The 21,756-nt window shown below is 38.1% G+C and carries 15 protein-coding genes; 9 read left to right on the top strand and 6 right to left on the bottom strand.

The features are described from left to right. Window positions 1–915: 915 nt before the first annotated feature. The 4 genes from HMPREF9010_RS05750 to HMPREF9010_RS05765 are packed head-to-tail and all read right to left on the bottom strand — an operon-like array spanning window position 916 to window position 5,938. Window positions 916–2,223 carry a DUF4989 domain-containing protein gene (locus tag HMPREF9010_RS05750; RefSeq protein WP_008650581.1) on the bottom strand — a complete coding sequence of 436 codons (1,308 nt, stop codon included), beginning with the start codon at window positions 2,221–2,223 and terminating at the stop codon, window positions 916–918. Between the two features lie 20 nt (window positions 2,224–2,243). Continuing rightward, the gene (locus HMPREF9010_RS05755) at window positions 2,244–3,671 is read right to left on the bottom strand and encodes a BT_3987 domain-containing protein (RefSeq protein WP_004310998.1); all 1,428 of its coding nucleotides are present in this window, start codon (window positions 3,669–3,671) and stop codon (window positions 2,244–2,246) included. A 26-nt stretch (window positions 3,672–3,697) separates the two neighbouring features. Next, entirely contained in the window at window positions 3,698–4,858 is a 1,161-nt protein-coding gene (locus tag HMPREF9010_RS05760; protein ID WP_008650579.1) for a DUF1735 and LamG domain-containing protein, read from the bottom strand. A 9-nt stretch (window positions 4,859–4,867) separates the two neighbouring features. Next, a complete protein-coding gene (locus tag HMPREF9010_RS05765) occupies window positions 4,868–5,938 on the bottom strand; it encodes a glycoside hydrolase family 18 (RefSeq protein ID WP_004301371.1) in 1,071 nt (356 codons plus the stop codon). A 236-nt stretch (window positions 5,939–6,174) separates the two neighbouring features. Between HMPREF9010_RS05765 and HMPREF9010_RS05770 the strand changes: the two genes are divergently transcribed. The 6 genes from HMPREF9010_RS05770 (at window position 6,175) to HMPREF9010_RS05795 (ending at window position 16,483) form a co-directional block, all read left to right on the top strand. Then, window positions 6,175–9,501, top strand: coding sequence for a TonB-dependent receptor (locus HMPREF9010_RS05770; RefSeq protein WP_004301370.1), 3,327 nt, complete (start codon window positions 6,175–6,177; stop codon window positions 9,499–9,501). Between the two features lie 11 nt (window positions 9,502–9,512). Further along, window positions 9,513–11,135: a SusD/RagB family nutrient-binding outer membrane lipoprotein gene (locus tag HMPREF9010_RS05775; protein WP_004301369.1), complete on the top strand. Its 1,623-nt coding sequence runs from the start codon at window positions 9,513–9,515 to the stop codon at window positions 11,133–11,135. 99 nt (window positions 11,136–11,234) lie between these two features. After that, entirely contained in the window at window positions 11,235–12,320 is a 1,086-nt protein-coding gene (locus tag HMPREF9010_RS05780; protein ID WP_004301368.1) for a glycoside hydrolase family 18, read from the top strand. Between the two features lie 11 nt (window positions 12,321–12,331). After that, entirely contained in the window at window positions 12,332–13,498 is a 1,167-nt protein-coding gene (locus HMPREF9010_RS05785; RefSeq protein WP_004301367.1) for a DUF1735 and LamG domain-containing protein, read from the top strand. A gap of 25 nt (window positions 13,499–13,523) precedes the next feature. Continuing rightward, window positions 13,524–14,948, top strand: a complete 1,425-nt coding sequence (locus HMPREF9010_RS05790; protein ID WP_004301366.1) for a BT_3987 domain-containing protein — start codon at window positions 13,524–13,526, stop codon at window positions 14,946–14,948. 32 nt (window positions 14,949–14,980) lie between these two features. Continuing rightward, window positions 14,981–16,483: a BACON domain-containing protein gene (locus tag HMPREF9010_RS05795; RefSeq protein ID WP_008650576.1), complete on the top strand. Its 1,503-nt coding sequence runs from the start codon at window positions 14,981–14,983 to the stop codon at window positions 16,481–16,483. Between the two features lie 252 nt (window positions 16,484–16,735). On the opposite strand, the gene HMPREF9010_RS05800 is transcribed toward HMPREF9010_RS05795, so the two are convergent. Continuing rightward, window positions 16,736–18,154 (bottom strand): ATP-dependent RecD-like DNA helicase, encoded by a 1,419-nt coding sequence (locus HMPREF9010_RS05800; protein WP_008650573.1) that lies wholly within the window; start codon window positions 18,152–18,154, stop codon window positions 16,736–16,738. Between the two features lie 95 nt (window positions 18,155–18,249). Here HMPREF9010_RS05800 and HMPREF9010_RS05805 point away from each other — a divergent pair, with 95 nt between their 5' ends. The 3 genes from HMPREF9010_RS05805 to HMPREF9010_RS05815 are packed head-to-tail and all read left to right on the top strand — an operon-like array spanning window position 18,250 to window position 20,230. After that, on the top strand, window positions 18,250–18,936 hold the full coding sequence (locus HMPREF9010_RS05805) for a hypothetical protein (RefSeq protein WP_004301363.1): 687 nt from the start codon (window positions 18,250–18,252) through the stop codon (window positions 18,934–18,936). Then, window positions 18,936–19,706: a DUF3822 family protein gene (locus HMPREF9010_RS05810; RefSeq protein WP_008650564.1), complete on the top strand. Its 771-nt coding sequence runs from the start codon at window positions 18,936–18,938 to the stop codon at window positions 19,704–19,706. Before HMPREF9010_RS05805 ends, HMPREF9010_RS05810 begins: the two co-directional genes overlap by 1 nt. After that, entirely contained in the window at window positions 19,697–20,230 is a 534-nt protein-coding gene (locus tag HMPREF9010_RS05815) for an RsmD family RNA methyltransferase (protein ID WP_004314595.1), read from the top strand. The genes HMPREF9010_RS05810 and HMPREF9010_RS05815 overlap by 10 nt, the downstream gene beginning before the upstream one ends. Window positions 20,231–20,254: 24 nt before the next feature. Here the strand turns inward: HMPREF9010_RS05815 and cls are convergent, their stop codons facing one another. After that, window positions 20,255–21,694, bottom strand: coding sequence for a cardiolipin synthase (gene cls / locus HMPREF9010_RS05820; protein WP_008650563.1), 1,440 nt, complete (start codon window positions 21,692–21,694; stop codon window positions 20,255–20,257). Window positions 21,695–21,756 lie beyond the last annotated feature (62 nt).

Raw genomic sequence — 21,756 nt, 5'->3', positions numbered from 1 at the left:
AAAGAATAAAAAAGTTCTCAAACATGGCGCAGCCTTCTAATAATCTGCGAAAATCTGCGTTAATCTGCGTTTCAATACTTATTTGCTAAAATATCAATTGATTCAGCACCGTACGGAAATGAGTAAAATGATACAGGTTTGAATACATAGTGAGAAAAACATCTATCATAGTATCATTCATTTTAATAATCTTCTAATTATCAAAGGAATAAGTATGATAGATAACTTTTAGAAAATGCATCTATCATACTTTTATTGCAAAAAACGGGTATCTATCACACCCATACTATATCTATTTAGTGTAGCATTAGGTGAGAGTATCCATTTAAAGGCATAAGAATGCACACTTTATAGGATGATAACCTGTATTGACAACTTAATAATCTATTGGAAGCGGCTGTCTTTCTATAGTTCACATGTGCAGGCTGTACAGCCCACGTATGTAAACCGTGCAGCCCACACATGCGGACTGTACAGCACACATACGTGGGCTATAAACTTATCGCCATTACATTTACATTATTAAGCCACGATAATCAGATTTATATGGCTCCCTTGTGACAAAAACAAGCTATCTTACACCTATTATGACCCTTATATGGCTATTTTGCACAATGATAGATAACCTGTTTTTACTGGTAAAAGTATGATAGATGCATTTTCTAAAAGCTATCTATCATACTTATTCCTTTGATAATTAAAAGATTATTGAAATAAATGATACTATGATAGATATTTTATTTCACTATGTAGCATTTAATTCAAATATTTAGGAACATGAGCAAACGTTAGACTTAGAAAAGTTAGCGCCTGCCCGTTCTTTGAAAAAGCAATTAAAAAGAGGCTGACTCAAAAACAATCTTGAGACAGCCTCTCGAATACAAACTTTAACCTATATTCTTTTTAGACTCAATACTACTTAAAGACGTATATTTCATAAAGCTCACATCCCCAAGAAGCCAAAAGATCAAATTTCACATACCGTGCAGTTATAGATTCAATGAATTGATAGTAATCGGCATTCTCATCAGCAGTAGCTACTTTTCCTAGATAATTCCATGTGTTTCCATCAGAAGAAACTGATAATTGTACATTTTGAGGAGCATAATAATATATATAATCAAGACCTACTCCAGTGATTGTTTTTTCCTCTCCCATATCGAGTGTAAATGAAATATCTCCATCAGAACATATACCTTCATAGTTACCTTTGGTTTCACCATCAATAAGCGAACCGCCACCATCGTTTTGATAAAAATCACTACTATCTTCCACATCTACAGACCAACCCTGTTTGGCCCATTCTATCCAACCGGAAGGCCGTTTGTAAGATATGTGTTCAAATCCTCTTATATATTTATTTATATTCAAGGTGAAAGAACTTCTTTTCTCATCCTGCACGAAGACCGGATCTTCACATTCAAAAACAGCTGTGATATTTAATGTGTTTGACGAGTCGTCCGATGTACGCAACAAAAAGTCATTAGTAATCTCCCAAGTAATATCTCCTGATGTCTTTTCACCAGCAGGAATTATAATTTCTGCAGGAGTAATACTAATGTCTTTCAGGTATTCGTCATCCACTCCTTCCGTTGTAAGTTTCACCTTTACATCTTTCCGAGCAGGACGATCCAATTGTACACTGAATGTATATAGATTCCGCTCCGTGTCCTTAAATTCTCCGTTGAAATAAGTATGTTCGAATGTAGTTTTATTACCGACTTTTCCTTCCAAGAAACCTGTAGCTACATACGCCTCTTTCTTTATCAAAGCTTTTGCCTCCAAGGTAATAGATGGCATTTTATATCCTTGCACAGTAGCTCTCACTCCTAAATTACAGGTAGCTTCATCGTAATTAGATTGAAAAACATCCATATTTTTTATACCCAAAGTAACACTGGCATCCGTATAGCCTGCCGGAATTATCAATTTGGTATCACTTAACTCAACATCTTCTCCGATTGGCTCAAAAGTAACTATTGCGTCCTCGGGTGAAGCGTTAAAACGAAAGGTGAATATTACGGGTTTATCGAATTCTAATATACCCTCATTATTATAGGTGGCATTCACTGTTATTTCCGAGCCTTCTCCGTCTTCCGCCACAAGAGAAAAATTGTTATCCGGATAGGTAGCCAGACTTGGAGTTTCATCTTCGCCGCATCCAGAAAGGGCTGTCAGCGAACCGACTGCCAATAATAAGAAAAATCTATAAAGTGTTCTCATTTCTACAATTGTTTTTTAATTTATTGCAAATCATCGGGATATTGGTAAGGTGTGGCATCATTGTCTTTGTAGAACACGGTAGGTGCTTGTAACGGAGAACCATACAGAGTTCTCACATCAGACAGACGCCGGAATACATTGCCATAATTTTCCGGCTTCGGTGAAAAGCCCATAAACCATCCAGAACCTTGGTTTATCAGTCTTTGTCCCTGTAAATCGCCACCTGTACCTCTAACAAACTCCATGGATTGACCGGAACATTCTTTGGATGTCAGGTCCCCATACGGAACTTGAGAAGGATCTCTACCATAATCACCAACTACAATATCTATCCAGTTTTTAATAGTTACTCCATCAACAACGGTTGCCTTCGAACTATACATTCTTCTTAATGCATATACTGCTACGATTTTATCAGGCATTGCTTGTTTAGTTTCGTAGCATAAACGTGCCGCAGCCTCCTCACTAGGCTCTGTTAATGCTGGATTATTCGGATCATAAGCACCTTCATATTCGTCATCAAAACATACCCCGTCCAGATTATATGCTTTGCAATACTGAGCTAGTTCTCGTGCAAAGTCTTTGGCACCTTGTTTAGAAAGTTGCGCCACTCCTGTTATATCCCCGTTACTAAGTATTCCTAATACTATTTTAGTTCCACGTTTACGAAGTGGTTGCAAAAATTTCTCATTATTATCTAGCAAATATTGTATGTAAGCATTACATTTTAAATAAGGGCGTTGGGCTTGTGCGTCCCAGTTGATATTGGCAGCAAATGGAGATACTACATCCCACAGCAATTTTCCGTTTTCCAGTTGAAAAGAAAGAGCATTCAGTGGATTTGTACCATCAAAGAAGACAAATGACTTTACTACATCTTCCCCTTTGTAAGTGTTTCCCAACTTTCTCATATCTTTTATCAAATAGATACAATGACCAGCTTTCTCATCTTTTATGGTAATGTCGCTACTTACGTGGGTAAGAGCTATAGGTAAAGCATAGGTTTTATCTTCTTTCAAAGTGCCGTCCGTCTGAATGGTGATGTCAGTCTGAGCAGATTTTGTTTGTGCATCTACAATAAGCTTCCCGTCATTCTTAAAAGAAACCAAGTGCGCAGGATACAATTCAAAATCGGTTTCATGCTCTTTGTTATAAGTATCCAAATAGTCTGCATCAATAATTACTTGAGCAAAAGTACTGGTACTCGCCATTTTACTAAGACTCATTTTTACAGAAGTAGTATAAGTATCTTTGTATAGCTCCACTACGTTAGAGGACAAATTGGACTTTCCGTCACGCAAGTATCCATTGTTTTCATAAATGCCAGTATATGCTGACTCATCTATTGCTTTATTTATGACAAGATCATCATCACAAGAGGTAAGGCAAGTTATGCCGCCTGCAAATATGGCAACCATCAACCCTGTTATCAGATATTTTTGTTTCATAATAATATTCTTTTTAATTAAAAGGATTAATATATTTGAGGAAGTTCTACAGGAACCCATATCGGATCTTTACTCGCAGTGATATCATTTCCATTACCTGTACGATCTATAACAACCTTTCCAGACCCCTCATTAAATTTCCAGTAGGCTACAAGTCCTTCACTGGCAGGATTTACTTTATAAGGATTATCTGCAATTTGCTCTGCAGTTCTTTCTACGCTCCAAATACGAACCTCTGAAATTTCTCCCGGAAGCCAGCGGGTACCATCAAAAGAACGGCCTATATAGCAATTCTTAGTTAAATTAACCGTACTATTTGCTGACTGGTCTTTATACACCGCCACACCATTCTTGTAATAGATTCGGTTTTTATTGACAGTGTTATACACAACAGCTATGTGTACCCATTCGTCTACCGGAAGTCCAATACCTGGTGCGTGATTTGCTGGAGGAAAACTTCCACCTGGCACAAATGCCTGAAGTTGATCACGTAGACGGTCGCCATCACCGATACGTATAAGGAAATTACCTTCAATTCCAAAAACAGAACTTAGTGCATTATCACGTTTGGCCACCCAGTCATCACTTCGTACCAATGCTTCCACTGTAATAGTAATCATCTTGCTTACATCACTATTCCATTTTATCGGAAAATAGTTTTCTTTAATATTAGCTACAACATTAATAAGAGCAGCGCCTTTGATGATAAAATAAGTAGTACGGGCACTCTCAAGAAGTCCAATTCCAGATACATTTGTGATTGTAACAGGCAACACATAACGTCTTGAGTCGTCCAATTGATTCAAATTAACGAAATTCACTATGATATCATCTCCAGAAATTCCTCCGGGTTGAATCGTAACATTCTTCACAGGAATATCATAAAACTCTTCGGGAAGTGCTGTAGCATTATCTCCATAACTTAGATTGTAGGTAGCCGCTAAAGATGGTTTGGCATCAAAGCTGACTTGGATTTCGTTGTCGACAGGAGCAGCAAGCCGATAAGTAATTTTACGACTGTCAAACAATACATCTTCTTTAATCAGTAAATCTTCTGTTACGGGTACCGAACTTATATAAAGCTTATTGTCATAATGATGTTCATCATTAATATCCGTATCCTTGCAGCTGCTTACCGTAAATGCAGTAAGTGCTATAAATGCTAATTGATAAATATGCAATTTCATATTGTATTTCTATTTATTAGGATTCATTATATGAATAGTTTCACGTACTGTTCCATAAGTATTATTGTAATAATCCTTTTGGATATTGATGATAAAAATACCAGTGCAGGTATAATCTGGTGATGCCTGTACAATCCATTGAGCTGTACCTTGTGCAGCCAATACTTTATTTCCATTTGCATCCCGTGTATCCCAATAACCAATTATCATATCCTTATCTTCCTGTTGAGGAAACTGTGTACAGGCAATAAAACGATCTTTTGGAACAAGATCCGCATTCGTTCCTGCTACGTCTATGCCTGCTTGAATAGCCATAAAAACATTTAATGTCAGATCCTCCATGTTTTTGGAAGAAGCGGTTTTCAGTATCAGATGATTGTATTTATCCAGCATATCCATGTTTTCTGGAGCCAAATACTGCACATAACCGTAAAAAACCAATGTTTTGTCGGTATGCTTAATCCGCCAATCCAACACTCTGCTGAAGAAGTTTTGCTGACGTGCCTTGTATTGTTGTAACACATCTTCTTGCATACCCACCATTGAAAGTCCTGTATAGTCAATTAGGATACCATCATATCCATAATTGTCACATAGAACCAGCATAGCATCCGTACGTTCATTCAGATACCTTTGTGCATCTTCTTCCGTCAATTCGGAATTATCTTTTGCCTTATTGTTCCATTCTTGTTCTAAACTCTCATAATTAATGCAGGAAAGCGTGCGGATATTCTTCTCGCGTATTTTTACCATTTCGGCTTGTGTTTCAGACGAGAGCTTTTCTGGATTATTCAAACAGATAAAATCCACACTGTCCAGTATAGCGGTGAGACGTTCGGTTTGATTGATTGGATTAGTTTCCGGATTGTCAAAAGAGACAAAGACTAACTTATGTTCTCCATCCTTGTAGCGTTTCAGATCTCTGATATAGTCAGCATACAGTTGCGGGTTTTGCTCTTCAAATGTAGGGTAATGGATGTTAATGCTTTCTGGGTCTGTCCAGCCTTCGCATGAGGAATACATCATCCCCCACACCATCAATATTGCTGTAAACAAACTGTTTTTTACTATTCTTTTCATATATATTATCACTTAAAGATTTTAATCACATTATTTTCATCCAAGTTCTCTAAGTACTTGGTAAATTCTAAATATAGGTTATTCAAGGAGATATCAGATATTTCTTACTTTTTTCGAAAAAAAGAGAAAATGGACTAAGTGTTTATTATATTAGCATTGTTTTATTAACAAAGGAAGGGAAAGTCGACACTCTTCTTTTTGAGTTTAATAAAATGTATAACCATTAAATTAAATGTATGGAAAGCAAACATTCGCTTCGAAAGTCGAAGTTATTTCGAGCTTTATTGATTCTTTTGTTGATAGCAGTTCCTGTACAATGGGCTGCGGCACAGTTGACCTTATCAACTCCCCGTACAACTTTAGGAACTGTAATTAAACAAATTCAATCACAATCAAAGTACCAATTTTTCTACAATGACAAGCTATCAACTGTCACAGTTGAACCTTTAAAAGTAAAAGATGCTTCTTTAGAGCAAGTTTTAAACACACTTTTGAAAAATAAAGATATCTCTTATAAAATAGAAGAGAATATAATTTATTTATCAGAAAAAGAAAATTCCGATTCACTACAACAACAAAGCGGGAAAGAACGTACTATAACCGGACAAGTTGTAGATGCTAAAGGAGAACCATTGATTGGTGTTAGCATTTTAGTGAAAGGAACAACAGACGGAGCTATTACCGATTTGGATGGTAACTACAAAATTGTGACAAAAAGCAATAACCCAGTTATTGTTTATTCTTATATCGGATATAAGACACAAGAAATCCCTTTGAAAGGACAGACAGCCATTAATATTACGATGATGGATGATACCCAAGTGATTGACGAGGTAGTTGTTACAGCTTTGGGTATTAAGCGTTCAGAGAAAGCTTTGAGTTATAATGTCACACAGGTCGATGCAGAATCAGCTTTAGCTGTAAAAGATGCGAACTTTATTAATTCACTGAACGGAAAGGTTGCGGGTTTAAATATCAACTCTTCTTCTTCTGGTATTGGTGGTGCAAGTAAAGTTGTTATGCGTGGCTCCAGGGGTATCGAACAATCGTCTAATGCTCTTTATGTTATCGACGGTATTCCAATGTATAACCTGAGCGCTTCTGGTGGTTCTGAAGAGATGCAATCGCAAGGCTCTACAGAAGCTATAGCTGATATAAACCCAGATGACATTGAATCAATGTCAGTTTTGTCTGGTGCTGCTGCTGCCGCATTGTATGGTAGCAATGCATCTAATGGTGCTATTGTGATTACAACCAAAAAAGGAAAAGTGGGTCGTGTAGCCTTGACCGTATCTAGTAATACAGAAATGTTATCTCCATTCGTCATGCCACAGTTTCAGAATCGCTATGGAACTTCTGGAACAGATGCTAGTTGGGGTAAAAGATTGAATGAAGCTAATTACCGCGGATACGATCCTGCAAGTGATTATTTTCAGACTGGGCTTATTGGAACAGAATCTGTAACACTTTCTACTGGTACTGAACACAATCAGACATATCTTTCTGCCGCAGCCGTTAATTCGCGTGGCATTATTCCAAATAACAAATACGACCGCTATAACTTTACATTCCGGAACACCACTCTTTTTCTAGAAGATAAGATGAAACTGGATGTTGGTGCTCAATATATTATGCAGAAAGACCGTAATATGGTGAATCAAGGTATTTATGCAAACCCATTGTCTTCTGCTTACCTGTTTCCGCGTGGAAATGACTGGGAAGATTACAAAATGTACGAACGTTATGATTTAGAGCGTAATATGTATACGCAATATTGGCCTCAAGGAGGGGGATCGTTCCGTTTACAAAATCCTTACTGGATTAATTATCGTAACTTGCGTGAAAATGACAAAGATCGTTATATGTTGAGTGCAGCTTTAAGTTACGATATTCTAAGTTGGTTGAACGTAGCTGGACGTGTACGTCTAGATAATTCATACAACACATATACACAAAAATACTATGCCTCTACCATCGCAACTATTGCTGAAGGTGAAAATGGTTTTTATGGTGTAACAAACACTCGTGACAAGCAAACATATGCAGACTTATTGTTGAATATAAATAAAACATTTGGCGAGGATTGGAGTTTAACAGCTAATATCGGAGCATCTTATTCAGACAATCGTTCTGAAGCTCTTGCCGTTAGTGGACCAATTGCAGCGAATGGACTTCCTAACTTTTTCACAGTTGCTCAATTGGATAAAGAAACTGGGAAACGTGAAGAAACTGGTTATCGTGAACAAACACAATCTATATTTGCATCTGCAGAAGTTGGTTATAGAAGTACTTACTACTTGACTCTTACCGGACGTAATGATTGGCCAAGTCAATTAGCGGGACCGAACTCAAAACAGTCTTCTTTTTTCTACCCGTCAGTAGGAGGCTCTGTTGTTTTGTCTGAACTTTTCAAATTACCTGAAAGTATTTCATACTTAAAACTACGTGCTTCTTGGGCATCCGTAGGTCTACCATTTGGACGCTTCCTTGCTTATCCAACTTTTTCATGGAATACTTCAACAGGAGCATACTCTTCTCAGTCTGCATATCCATTGTATGATTTGAAACCGGAACGTACAGATTCTTGGGAAGTAGGTCTTACTGCACGTTTCCTTAAACATTTCAATTTTGATGTTTCATTCTATAATACCAAGACTTACAATCAAACCATGGATGCAAAGCTTTCTCCAACAGGAGGCTATAGTACATTCTATGCACAGACTGGTAACGTACGTAACCGTGGTGTAGAACTTTCACTTGGTTACAAGAATACATGGAACAAGTTTTCATGGAGTTCTAACTACACATTCAGTGCCAATAAAAACAAGATTTTAAGCCTGATTGATGGTTACATAAACCCTGTAACCGGTGAAGAAATAACAAAAGACCGTATGGATGTAGGTGGTTTATCAAAGGCACGGTTCATTCTAAAAGTAGGTGGATCTTTAGGTGATCTCTACTCACAGTCTGACTTGCTTCGAGATTCAAATAATAAGATTTATGTAAATGCCGATGGAAATGTAGCAGTGAATGACAAAGCTGATGATATTTATTTAGGATCTGTTTTTCCAAAAGCTAATATGGCATGGCGCAATGACTTTCAATATGGTAACTGGGGACTTGGCTTCCTTCTTACTGCCCGTTTGGGAGGAGTCGTTTACTCTGCGACTCAAGCCGTTCTTGACTCCTATGGTGTATCCGAAGCTACAGCAGCAGCTCGTGATAATGGTGGAGTCGTGATAAACGGCAACGATATGATTGACGCGCAAAAGTGGTATACAGTGGTTGGTGCCGACAGCGGTATTCCTCAATATTACACTTATAGTGCTACCAATTTACGTCTGCAAGAAGCTTCTGTCAGCTACACTATCCCAAGAAAGAAATTGAAAAATATTATGGATATCACTCTTTCGCTGGTAGGTCGTAACTTGTGGATGATTTATTGCAAGGCTCCTTTCGATCCTGAATCTGTAGCCACTACAGGTAACTATTACCAGGGAATTGATTACTTTATGATGCCTAGCCTTCGTAGCGTAGGATTCAATTTGAAACTTAAATTCTAAAAACGGAAAAGATGAAGAAAAATACAATAATACAGTTTATAGCCACTGGTATGTTTCTTTTCGGTGCAACTGCATGTACAGGAAACTTTGAAGATTACAATAAAAATCCTCATGAACCAGACCAAAATGACATGGGAGTAGATTGGTATTTGGTAAGATCATTAGCTCTTAATTTACAAGATTTGATGATGCCAGAACAAGAGAACTTTTCTCAATATGTAGACTGTTTGATGGCAGGAGCATTTTCGGGATATGTAGCAGACTCCAATTTGGGTACAGGTTGGTCTGGTCGTTACGCAACTTATAATCCTTCAGACGATTGGAAAAAAATTCCATTCAATGATTTTTATTCAAAGTTTTATCCTGATTACTTCAATTTGAAAAATCAAAGCGATGATGAACTTTTCTTATCGTTGGCCGAGTTATATCGTATCGTCGTAATGTTACGTGTAACAGATACATATGGTCCCATCCCTTATTCAAAAGTAGGTGCAGCTAATGCGATCAAATCCCCTTATGATTCTCAGCAAGCTGTCTATGCCAAAATGCTAGAAGATTTGGATAATATTATTACAGTATTAGGAAAGTTTGGCAACCAAAGCTTCAGCTCAAGTGCTGATAGAATTTATAATGGCAATACATCAGCATGGTATAAGTTTGCCAACTCTTTGAAGCTAAGAATGGCGATGCGTACTTGCTATGTAGCAGGATTTAACGTGAATGGAAAAACATCACAGCAATTGGCTGAAGAAGCTGTAGCAGCAGGTGTTATGACTGCTGCAACTGATGGCGCTTATCGTAAAGTTGCCGATCATAATCCATGGCAACGTTTTATGGTACTATGGTCAGATGCACGAATTTCAGCGGATTTAACCTGCTACATGAATGCATACAACGATCCTCGTCGCGAAGCATATTATGATAAAAGTACTTTTGGCACCGTGTCGGGAAATGCATATACTGGAGAAGAAAGTTATGTAGGTTTACGTCGGGGTATTCTGCAAGGACAATATAACTCCTGGTCACAAGGCTCTTCTTGTATGAAAGTCACTACGAGTGATAATATAGTTGTGTTCCGTGCATCAGAAGTCGCTTTCTTGCGTGCTGAAGGAGCTCTTCGTAACTGGAACATGGGAGGAACAGCTAAAGACTTCTATGAGGAAGGAATCCGTTTGTCGTTTGAAGAAAACGGAATTACCAGTGGAGTCGAAAATTATCTTGCAAGTACGGGAAAAGTAGAAGCATATAAAGATCCACTGAAAGGACAAAGTGCCCAAACTTATGATTACTCTGGAGCTATTAATACAAATGTAACTGTGGCATGGTCTGGAGGTGATTTTGAAAAAAGCTTAGAACAGATTATTACTCAAAAATGGATTGCAAACTTTCCAAATGGTATGGAATCATGGACTGAGTACCGTCGTACAGGCTATCCTAAATTAATGCCAATGGCAGCAAATGCAAGTGGAGGAATTGTTAATGATGCGGAAGGTGCACGACGCATGCCATATCCAACTGATGAATATCGTGAAAATAGAGAAAGCGTAGAAGCAGCAGTTGCGACATTGACACAAGAGTCCAAGACTAAAAGAGGAGATACGATGGCAACTCACGTATGGTGGGACTGTAAATAAATCAACCAATGAGTAACAAAAAATAAAAATATATACCAAGTACTTAGAGTACTTAGTATATTAAATTATACAAATAAAATTACCTTAATTATAGCATATATGAGAAGAAAAATAAAATATCTCATGCCTGTAATGCTGGCATGTTCTATGATGCAGTTCTCGTGTTCTGACTGGACAGATCCAGAAAGCATCAATATACATACTCCTTCTATGGAGGAACAAAATCCGGAACTTTATGCTCAATACCTGGAATCTCTCAACAACTTTAAAGCAACAGACCATCAGGTAGTAATTGTTTCAGTTAATAATGTAAGTACTGTAACAACCTCACGCAGTCAACATCTTACTGATATGCCTGACAGTCTCGACTATATTTGTCTAAACAATACAATGGAAGTAAATCAGGCAAATATATCTGAGATGAAGGAAGTACGTCGATTGGGTACAAAAGTATTGGGATTAGTTGATTTCGATGCTATAGAAAGTGCATGGAAAAAGATTCTTGAAGAAGAAGCAGCCAACGCTGTACCTAATCCCGAATCTGATGAAACAGAAAATGGAGAAGAAGGAGAAGAGACTGTCGACGATGCAACACGTTTTATTGAATACTGCAAAAGTGAGATCACTAAACAAATCGCCGCAAGTAACGCTTTAGATGTAGATGGAATTGTAGTGAATTATACAGGCTTCGACCTCAATTCGCTTGTTGAAGAGAATGAAATTGCCGCTGAAACAGCACGTCAAGGAGCATTCTTTGACGCGGTAGCTAACTGGAAAGTTGCGAATACTAATAAGGACTTGCTTTTCAAAGGTTACCCGCAGAACGTTATTGGTAAAAGTCTGCTTTCTGATTGTAAATACATCATTGTCAATGCGCATGGAGCAAAAAACCAATACGAGATGTCTTATCTCATACTCATGGCATCAGCAAAAAACGTACCAACCGACCGCTTCATCATGGGAGTAACAACGCCTTATCTTACCAATTCGGGGAGTTACAATGGTGAACTCGGAGATGGCTCATCTGCCATCATTGGAGCTGCTCAATGGGCAGTGGCAAAGACGCCTGACTACACCAAAGCTGGAATTTCAATTGATGCAGCGGAAAAAGACTATTTTAATGCCAGCAATGTATACCCAACCTTAAAAGAAGCTATAAGTATATTGAGTCCAACCGTTAAATAAAAAACTGCCTTATGAAATTAAACAATTTAATATTTACAGCTCTTGCCGGTTTCTCAATAATTCTTGCCGGTTGCCAGAACAACGATGAAAATGAACAGCATTATGACAATAAACTCTTCATTTCGGCATCGAACTTTACTAAGGAAATACTGTTCAAAGCTGGTGATACAAATGTAGAAACTGGTCTTTCAGTAGCCATAGCAAAGCCTGAAGAACATGATATCAAAGTGACTATGTCACCTGCTCCCGAACTTTTATCAACTTATAAACTGGCATATTACGATGAAACTGCAGTACTTCTTTCTGAAGAACATTATTCAATGCCAGAAACTTCGACTACCATCAAATCAGGTAGTATAGTTAGTCCAGAATTGCCTATTGAATTCATTAATACAGGAGAACTTGATATCAAAACCACTTATGTGCTTCCAGTCACTATTAAATCAGTGGAAGGAATCGGCGTTTTGCAAAGTGCTAAGACATATTATTATGTATTCCGCGGAGCATCACTTATTAATGTGGTATGTAATATCAGTCGTAATCGTGCTTATCCGGACTTCAAGAATGACTCCAAATTCAATAATCTAACGGAGAATACGATGGAGATACTGTTCAAGGCCAATTCATTCCCTAATACTCTGAACACGTTGATGGGTATCGAAAGCAATTATTTGCTCCGTATCGGTGACGCAACCATTCCGAATAACCAACTTCAAGTAGCTACTTCTGTTAACAATTGTACAAGCGCAGACCTTCAACTTGAAAGTGGCAAGTGGTATCATGTAGCTGTCGCATTCAATAAAGGTAATGTCAAAGTATATATCAATGGCGTAGAAAAGCTTTCCGGTTCAACGGGAAAGAGTTCTGTTAGTCTTGGTGCTAAACATACCAATGAGGAAGACGGCTCACGTTGTTTCTGGGTAGGTTATTCCTATAAAGATGACCGCTATTTTGATGGCGTCGTTTCCGAAGTACGAATCTGGAATCGTGCATTAACAGCAGAAGAAATTCAGGCAACAAATCACTTCTACACAATAGAACCTGAATCGGAAGGGCTCATTGCATATTGGAAATTCGACGAAGGTTCGGGTACAGTAGCTAAAGATTACAGCGTGAGTGGCTATGATTTGACAATCGAAAAAGAACCTAAATGGGAATCTGTTTCATTGCCTCAATAATAAATCATTTAACTAAGAATTGAATATGAATATGATAAACAATATCAAATATGCTTTCCTGCCAGTGGTAATGTTCACTATGGCAACCTTCACATCTTGTGAGGAAGACATTGAAATAGGAAACAAGATAGATGAATCTTCTTATTTGGCATCGACTCAACTGAGCGGATTATTATTGGACGAAAATACGAATAAAAACAGTTCGGTAATCGAGCTCCGAAATAATGAATATAGCACTAATGTGGTATTCCGTCTTTCTAAACTACCTCAAAAAGGAGTAGATGTTCAAATAGCTGTCGAGGAATCATATGCAGCTATATACAACACTATCCATGAAACGGATTTCGAAGTGTTTCCTGCCGCTAATGTGAAAATCGCAAATAATGGTACTTTTGTACTTGCCCCAGATGATAAAGTTACCCCAAGCGTGAAAGTTACACTGACTGCGTTTGATGGAATGGAAGAGGATAAAACCTACATAGTACCTTTGACAGTAACATCTTCTACTGAAGGAGTAACATTTACTGAAACGTCCAAGCATATGGTGCTTCTCGTTCAAGATTATCGCAACAAACCTAATACTAACAAAGGAGAAGATGCGGTACAAACAGTTCTTTATTTCGAAGTTAATGATACTAACCCGCTCAATGCCCTTGAGTTTCTGACTGAAAGTGGTAAATATTTTTTCGACCATATCGTACTTTTTGCTGCTAATATCAATTGGGATCCAGAGAAACAACGAGTATATTTAGCGAACAATGAAAATGTTCAATTCTTGCTCGACAATAATGATAAGTATCTACAACCATTGCGTAAAGCTGGTATGAAAATTATTATCAGCATCCTTGGTAATCATGACGAAGCTGGTGTCGCTCAACTTTCGGATATGGGAGCTAGGGAATTCGCCCGGGAACTGGCAGCTTATTGCCGTGCTTATAATCTGGACGGCGTCGCTTTCGATGACGAATATTCGAACTCACCAGACCTTTCAAACCCCTGGCTTGCAAGCCCATCAGCTTATGCAGGTTCACGATTAATGTATGAATGTAAAGCTGTCATGCCGGAAAAAATTGTCTCGCTCTATAACCTTGGCAACATGTATTCAAGTAGTCTCCAAGTTATCGATGGTATCGAACCTGGTCAGTATTGCGATTATGCTGTAGCTGACTATGGTGGTGCTGCTGGGCCAGGTACCGGTATGACATTGAAACAGTGTGCTGGTATGTCAATAGAACTAAGACGAGGCAGTGGCAACTCAAGTGAATCTACAGCGCGTTCTAGAAAAGAAGCTGGTTATGGATACTACATGTTCTTCGCACTTGACCCATCATTATATGGTTCACAAGTATATAGATGCCAATCCGTTTGTAAAGGTTTGTACGATGAAACATTAGTTTATCCAAGTTACTATTATAAAAAGAATAGTACAGAACGTGAAGCTATTAACTGATTAATGTATATTTTACCTTAAAAAGAATAGATATGAAATTATTTAAGAATTTAATGATAGTGTTATCGGTATCCCTCCTACTATGGGGTTGTTCTGATGATGATGAATCAATCAATAATGGTAATTCAACAATCTCACTATCGACCAATATACTCCAAGTGGATAAAAATGGAGGGGATGCTACAGTTACTGTAACAAGCTCCGATAACTGGCGGTTGTCAGGAATATGTGATTGGGCACATCCGTCAATAACTTCAGGTAAAGATGGTGATGTAGTTACTTTTACCATCGATCCTAACAAATTAGATGAAAAGCGTACTGCAACCTTCAAGTTTTTCACAGGTTCTTCAGTTGTGCCACTACAAGTAGAGTCTCAACCTGCATATATAATGGATTTACTTTCTGACGAAGCTCTTTCTATTACTAAAGAAAAAAGTACTGTGAGAATTCAACTTAATACCAATGTGGCCGACCCAACGATAACATATAGTGACGGTGGTGAAGAGTGGCTGACATTCGATAGACGTAATGAATTCGGTGGCAAAGTAACTTTATCATTCACTGCTGCCGAGAACAAGACATATAAAGATCGTAGTACAAAAATTACAATCTCAAGCCCACTCGTTACTGAAAGTGTCAATGTAGATATTAATCAAAAACAAACAGATGCAATTATCACCGAAAGTAACACTTTAACATATGATCTAACAGCACGAACTATCTCTTTTAAAGTGAAATACAACGTCAATTACGCTATTTCCATAACAAAAGGGAAAGATTGGATTACTGATCAATCAATTTCCGAACCACAAAAAGGCGATGATGGTTTGACTACGGTTACTGTTACTTATAAACTATCCGCATCACCAGCTTCGCGTGGAGGTACAATTCATATTGCCCAAACCAGTGGTACATTAGTAAAAGATATTGCTATTGTTCAAAAAGATCCGGACGCCAGCCCTGTGGAAATTCCAGATGCCGTTCTTCGAGCACTTTGTATATCTAACGGTTGGGCTCTCCCTATTGATGATACCAAATGTATTATTCTTGAAGAAGGATTAAACGCAACTTCATTCTCTAACACCTCATACTCTAACCAGATTAAAGATTTAACCGGAATAGAGTATTTCCCTAACCTGACTTCATTACGTTTAGGTTATTGTTCAAACATGAAAAAGCTTGATATTTCAGGTTTACATAAGGTATCATCACTCACATTTAATAGCCCTACTATTTGTGAAGAGTATAATTTGGGAGATAATCCAATTACTAGTTTCAATGCAGGAGGTAGCTATGTTTATTCGGAGGCAGAAAGTCTTAAAGTCATCAGTAGTAAACTTGAGTCTTTGGATTTAAGTCTTGTTTCCTGGTATGCAAGTTATGATTATGTTACGTCAATTGATGCTTCGGAATGTCCAGCATTAACAAACTTAAACGCCAATCGTAGCAGCAAAATTAAGACTCTTTATTTAAAGACTGGTCAAGTGATACCAAAGTTAACTAAGAATGATGCAACTACTATTGTTTACAAATAATTAATATATAGAGAATCCCTTTATTTACTCTTTCCAAATCTGTGAATAGAGTCAAATAAAGGGATTATTGCTATCTATTTTTATCTAATGCTAGCTCTTATCTTAAAATACTCTTTTCATCTATAAACAAACCACAACCAGTACTCAAAGACCTTTTTGAATCCAACAATATTGAAATCAACTGATTATATAATCAATGTAACCTTAAAACTCTAAATCATATAAAGATTAAGAGTCATTCAAAAAACAAAACTATTCCACCTGCTCTTTCGGGTAATTCACCAAATACAGTGTCTTTGTCGCCCGAGTAAAAGCTGTATACAACCACCGGAAATAATCCGGAGTCAAATACTCATCTGTCATATACCCCTGATCTAAAAACACATTCTGCCACTGTCCGCCTTGCGCTTTATGACAGGTTATTGCGTATGCATATTTCACCTGCAAAGCATTGTAATGCGGATCGGCTTTCATCTTTTTCATCCGGTCTCTTTTGTTTGGAATATCTATATAATCCTCAAGTACCGTATAGAACAATCGGTCATTGTCTTCTTTCGGCAATGCAGGTGAGTCCGAATGTAAAGTGTCTAATAATAGATTCGCATCCAATTCAAAATCATTCTGATCAGGAAAGCGGAGAGTAACTTCGGCAAAACGAAAACCATATATTTCACGAGTTCGACGAACACGCCGGACAACTGCAATTTCTCCATTAGCTATAAAATCCATCTCCTTATATTTCTCCGTCCAATAGTAATTATTTTTGGCTATCATCAACATATCTCCTGTATTCAATTCATCTTCACGCCAAAGAATTTGAGCACGTATTCCATTGTTATATAGGTTTGCACGTTTATTGGAACGACAGACAACAATCGTCTCATCCATACCATCATGATCGTAGCAATTAGTTAGTTCCTCTATCAGTTCAGTTCCCGGCACCAGTTTAATATCAGGAAAACCTGCTATTTTTATCTTAGGCAGAGAATAACAATCATCCTCTGCTATCAATTGCCTCAACTGTGTGGCATTCCATAATATTCCGGATTCTTGCACCTGACGGACTACTTGAGTAAGATCAATCTCACGTACTTCAAGTCCATACCCCTTCAATGCATCGGAAAAAAGTGCCGGGCTTAACTCCTCTCCTACCGGAGGAAGCTGCGCGGTATCACCCATTAACAAGAGACGACATCCCTGTCCTGAATAAACAAATTGCACCAAATCATCCAATAAACGTCCTGTTCCAAACATACTGCCCGACAGTCCTTCGTTTGAAATCATGGAAGCCTCGTCGACAATAAACAATGTATTGGTAGCTAAATTGTCATTGATCGAAAAGTTACTAAGCTCATTAGAAAAAGCTTGTTGTCTATATATTTTTTTATGAATAGTAAAAGCCGGATGTCCTGCATACACTGAAAAAACTTTTGCCGCACGTCCTGTAGGAGCCAACAATACAGATTTCTGCTGCAGCTGATCCATCGTTTTCACCAATGCCCCTACCAACGATGTTTTACCAGTACCAGCATACCCTCTTAAGATAAAGACTTCATCTGCCAGTGTGGACAGCAGAAACTCTGAAAGAGATTTTACAGCAATTTCCTGCTCTAAAGTTGGCTGATAAGGAAAATTTTCCTTAATTTGCCTTTCTAAATAGTTATTTATCATTTTTGTACGAGAAAAAAGTTCGAGGAACTATCGTATTTAAATTTATTTATTCTATTTTTGCGATGCGAATATAACAACTAAAAACATAATTTATCATGAAAACAGTATTTAATATTGTATTGGTGCTTTGTGCTGCTGCACTGATTTACATCTGTTACACCAGCATTATGGGTCCTATCAATTTTGAAAACGCAAAAAAAGAAAGAGAAAAAGCAGTCATTGCCCGTTTGATCGACATCCGTAAGGCACAGCAGGAATACCGTTCGCTGCACCGCGGAATGTATGCACCCAAATTAGACACACTGATTGATTTCGTTAAAAATCAAAAATTGCCGTTCGTTATGAAGATGGGAATGTTAACTGACAAGCAATTGGAAGATGGACTGACTGAAAAGAAAGCCATGGCTATCATCGAAAAAGCAAAGAAAACCGGTAGATACGATGAAGTTAAGAAATGGGGACTTGAAAACTTCAAACGTGACACTATGTGGGTAGCTGTATTGGATACTATCTATCCCAAAGGATTCAATGCCGACTCTATGAAATATATTCCTCACGGAAATGGTGCTCAATTCGAAATGAACGTGAAAAATGACACTGCCAAGTCTGGTGCTCCGGTATATTTGTTCGAAGTGAAAGCTCCATACGAAACTTATTTGAGCGGACTTGACAAACAAGAAATCATCAACCTAAAAGACCTGGATTCTAAACTAGGCAAATATAGCGGCTTGATGGTAGGTTCTATCGATACTCCAAACAATGGTGCTGGTAACTGGGAATAATGATTGATTTTACTAAATCAAAACAATATACTTTATCCATCCGTCTTAGTACGGATGGATTTTCTTTTTCTATCTATAACCCGATTCATGACGATTCGCTTTCAATAATAGAGAAAGGGATAGATGCGTCTTCATCCCTTACAGCAAATCTAAAGACACTCTTTCACGAATCGGATTTCCTCAATCATCCTTACAAACGAGTAAACATTATGATGGCAGGCAAGCGTTTTACGATTGTGCCATTAGAATTGTTTGAAGAGGAACAGGCGGAACTTCTGTTTTATCATAATCATCAGAAAAAAGAAAATGAAACGGTGCTCTATAATATTCTAAGAAAGAATAATGTAGCTGTCATCTTCGGCATAGACAAAAGCGCACAGGCCTTTTTGAATGAACAATATCCCGAAGCTCGTTTCTATTCTCAATCTACTCCATTCATCGATTATTTTTCTGTAAAAAGCAGATTGGGAAACAGTAAGAAGATGTATGCTTCTATACGCAAAGACGGCATTGACATCTATTGCTTTGAACGAGGACATCTGCTTCTGGCTAATTCCTTTGAATGTATGCACACAGAAGACCGTATTTACTATTTATTGTACGTCTGGAAACAACTGGAGTTTAATCAAGAACGGGATGAGTTACACCTAACCGGAATACTTCTGGAGAAAGACGTTTTAATGAGTGAATTGAAAAAGTTTATCCTACAGGTATTCATCATGAATCCTGCAACTAATATTGACATGCAAGCCTTATTAACATGCGAGTAATCAGCGGTATTTACAAACGAAGAAGATTTGACGTGCCTCGGACATTTAAAGCACGCCCTACGACAGATTTCGCCAAAGAAAATCTGTTTAATGTACTCAATAACTATATCGATTTTGAAGAAGGAATAACAGCTCTTGATTTGTTTGCCGGGACAGGAAGCATCAGTATCGAACTGGTATCCCGTGGATGCGATCGTGTTATCAGCATTGAGAAAGATCCTGCACATCACTCATTCATCTGCAAAATTATGAAAGAGGTGCAGACAGACAAATGTCTGCCGATACGCGGAGATGTATTCAAGTTTATCAAAAATGGCCGCGAACAGTTCGACTTCATCTTTGCCGATCCTCCCTACGCTTTAAAAGAGTTGGAAACAATACCCGAATTAATCTTTCAGAATAATCTTCTCAAAGAAGGAGGATTATTGGTACTGGAGCATGGAAAAGATAATAATTTCGAAGAAAATCCACATTTCCTTGAGAGAAGGGTGTATGGAAGTGTGAACTTCTCACTATTCAGATAAGATCCAAATACAATTTCATCCTTATTAAAGCAGCGGAGCCAATAAACGCACGATAGACTCCGCAGCTTTTTGTCTCCACGAACGTCTGCCCCAATTCTTCAAAAAGATCTGTGTACTTTCGCGCTGGTCCTGAAGAAATATTTCTTTCATTTCAAGGGCAGTTTCTACGTCATACATAAAAGCATTCACCTCAAAGTTATGCTCAAAGCTACGGAAGTCAACATTGGTAGAGCCTACAGTGGAAAGCATATCATCTGAAACCATCAGCTTAGAATGTAGAAAACCTTTCTTATAAAAATAGACCTTAACACCTGCCTGCATCACATCTGCCAAATAAGAACGCGATCCAAGATGAGTTATCCAGTTATCTGCACGTTCCGGTAACATCAAGCGTATATCCACCCCAGACAATGCTGCTGTTTGCATAGCTGCTAATATTGGTTCTGTAGGCAAAAAATAAGGTGTTTGCATATAGAAATATTTTTTTGCACTGGTAATGGCAACAGTCAATCCCTGCATGATTTCTTTCCAAGGCCCGATAGGCTCACTCGTGACAATTTGCACTAAAGAACTTCCGCAAGAGTCAATCTTCGGAAAATAACGGGAAGCGGTTATCAACGTACGGTCTACAAAATACCAATCAAGCAAAAAAGCCGTTTGTAAACCATGCACTGCCTTGCCTTCCAACATGATATGCGTATCTCGCCAAATCCCCCAAGAAAAGCCACGCATATAACGTTCTGCCAGGTTCATTCCCCCAACGAAGCCCACGCGTCCGTCAATAACGACAATCTTTCTATGGTTGCGGTAATTCACCCTACTGGTAAATAAAGGAAAACGTACTTTCAAAAAGCTCCTGACTTCAATACCGGCATTGCGCATTTCTTCAAAAAAACGATTAGGCACATGCCAGCAACCTACATCATCATAGATAACCCGTACTTCAACCCCGTGAGAAGCTTTTTCTATCAGCACATCCCTGACCATACGCCCGATAGCGTCATCTTCAAAGATGTAATATTCCATGTGGATATGCTGCTTCGCTTTTTGCAGTTCACGCAACAATGATTGAAGTTTGGTATATCCTTCGGTATAGACTGCCACACGGTTCCCCTCAAATGGAAACGCTTGATTCGTTTGCTGGAAAAGCTGAATAAGACGGGAGTATTCATAAGGAACGTCCGAACAATCCTGTGCGAGATATTCGGCCATTGGTTTCTTCAATAAGCGGTCGTAGCTTTTTTGCCCAATGATACGTTCGCGACGTTGACTCCGCCCAAAGAAAAAATAAAAGACAAGTCCGACAATAGGAAGGAAAAGTAATATGAGTATCCATGCCATGGTTTTAACCGGATTCCGGTTGTCAAGAATGATGATGACAATCGTACCGATAATGGCTCCAAAATAAAGAATATCAAAAGCCACTATTGCTATCTGGCTAAGCATATAGTTCCAATCAATCATAGGAATCTCCTTTCATACGGATACTAAACAACAAATATAGAGTAAATTCTCGGATTAACAAA

Source organism: Bacteroides sp. 3_1_23, from assembly GCF_000162555.1.
In the GTDB taxonomy this organism is placed as follows: Bacteria; Bacteroidota; Bacteroidia; order Bacteroidales; family Bacteroidaceae; genus Bacteroides; species Bacteroides ovatus.
This window is presented reverse-complemented; position numbering and strand designations above follow the sequence as displayed.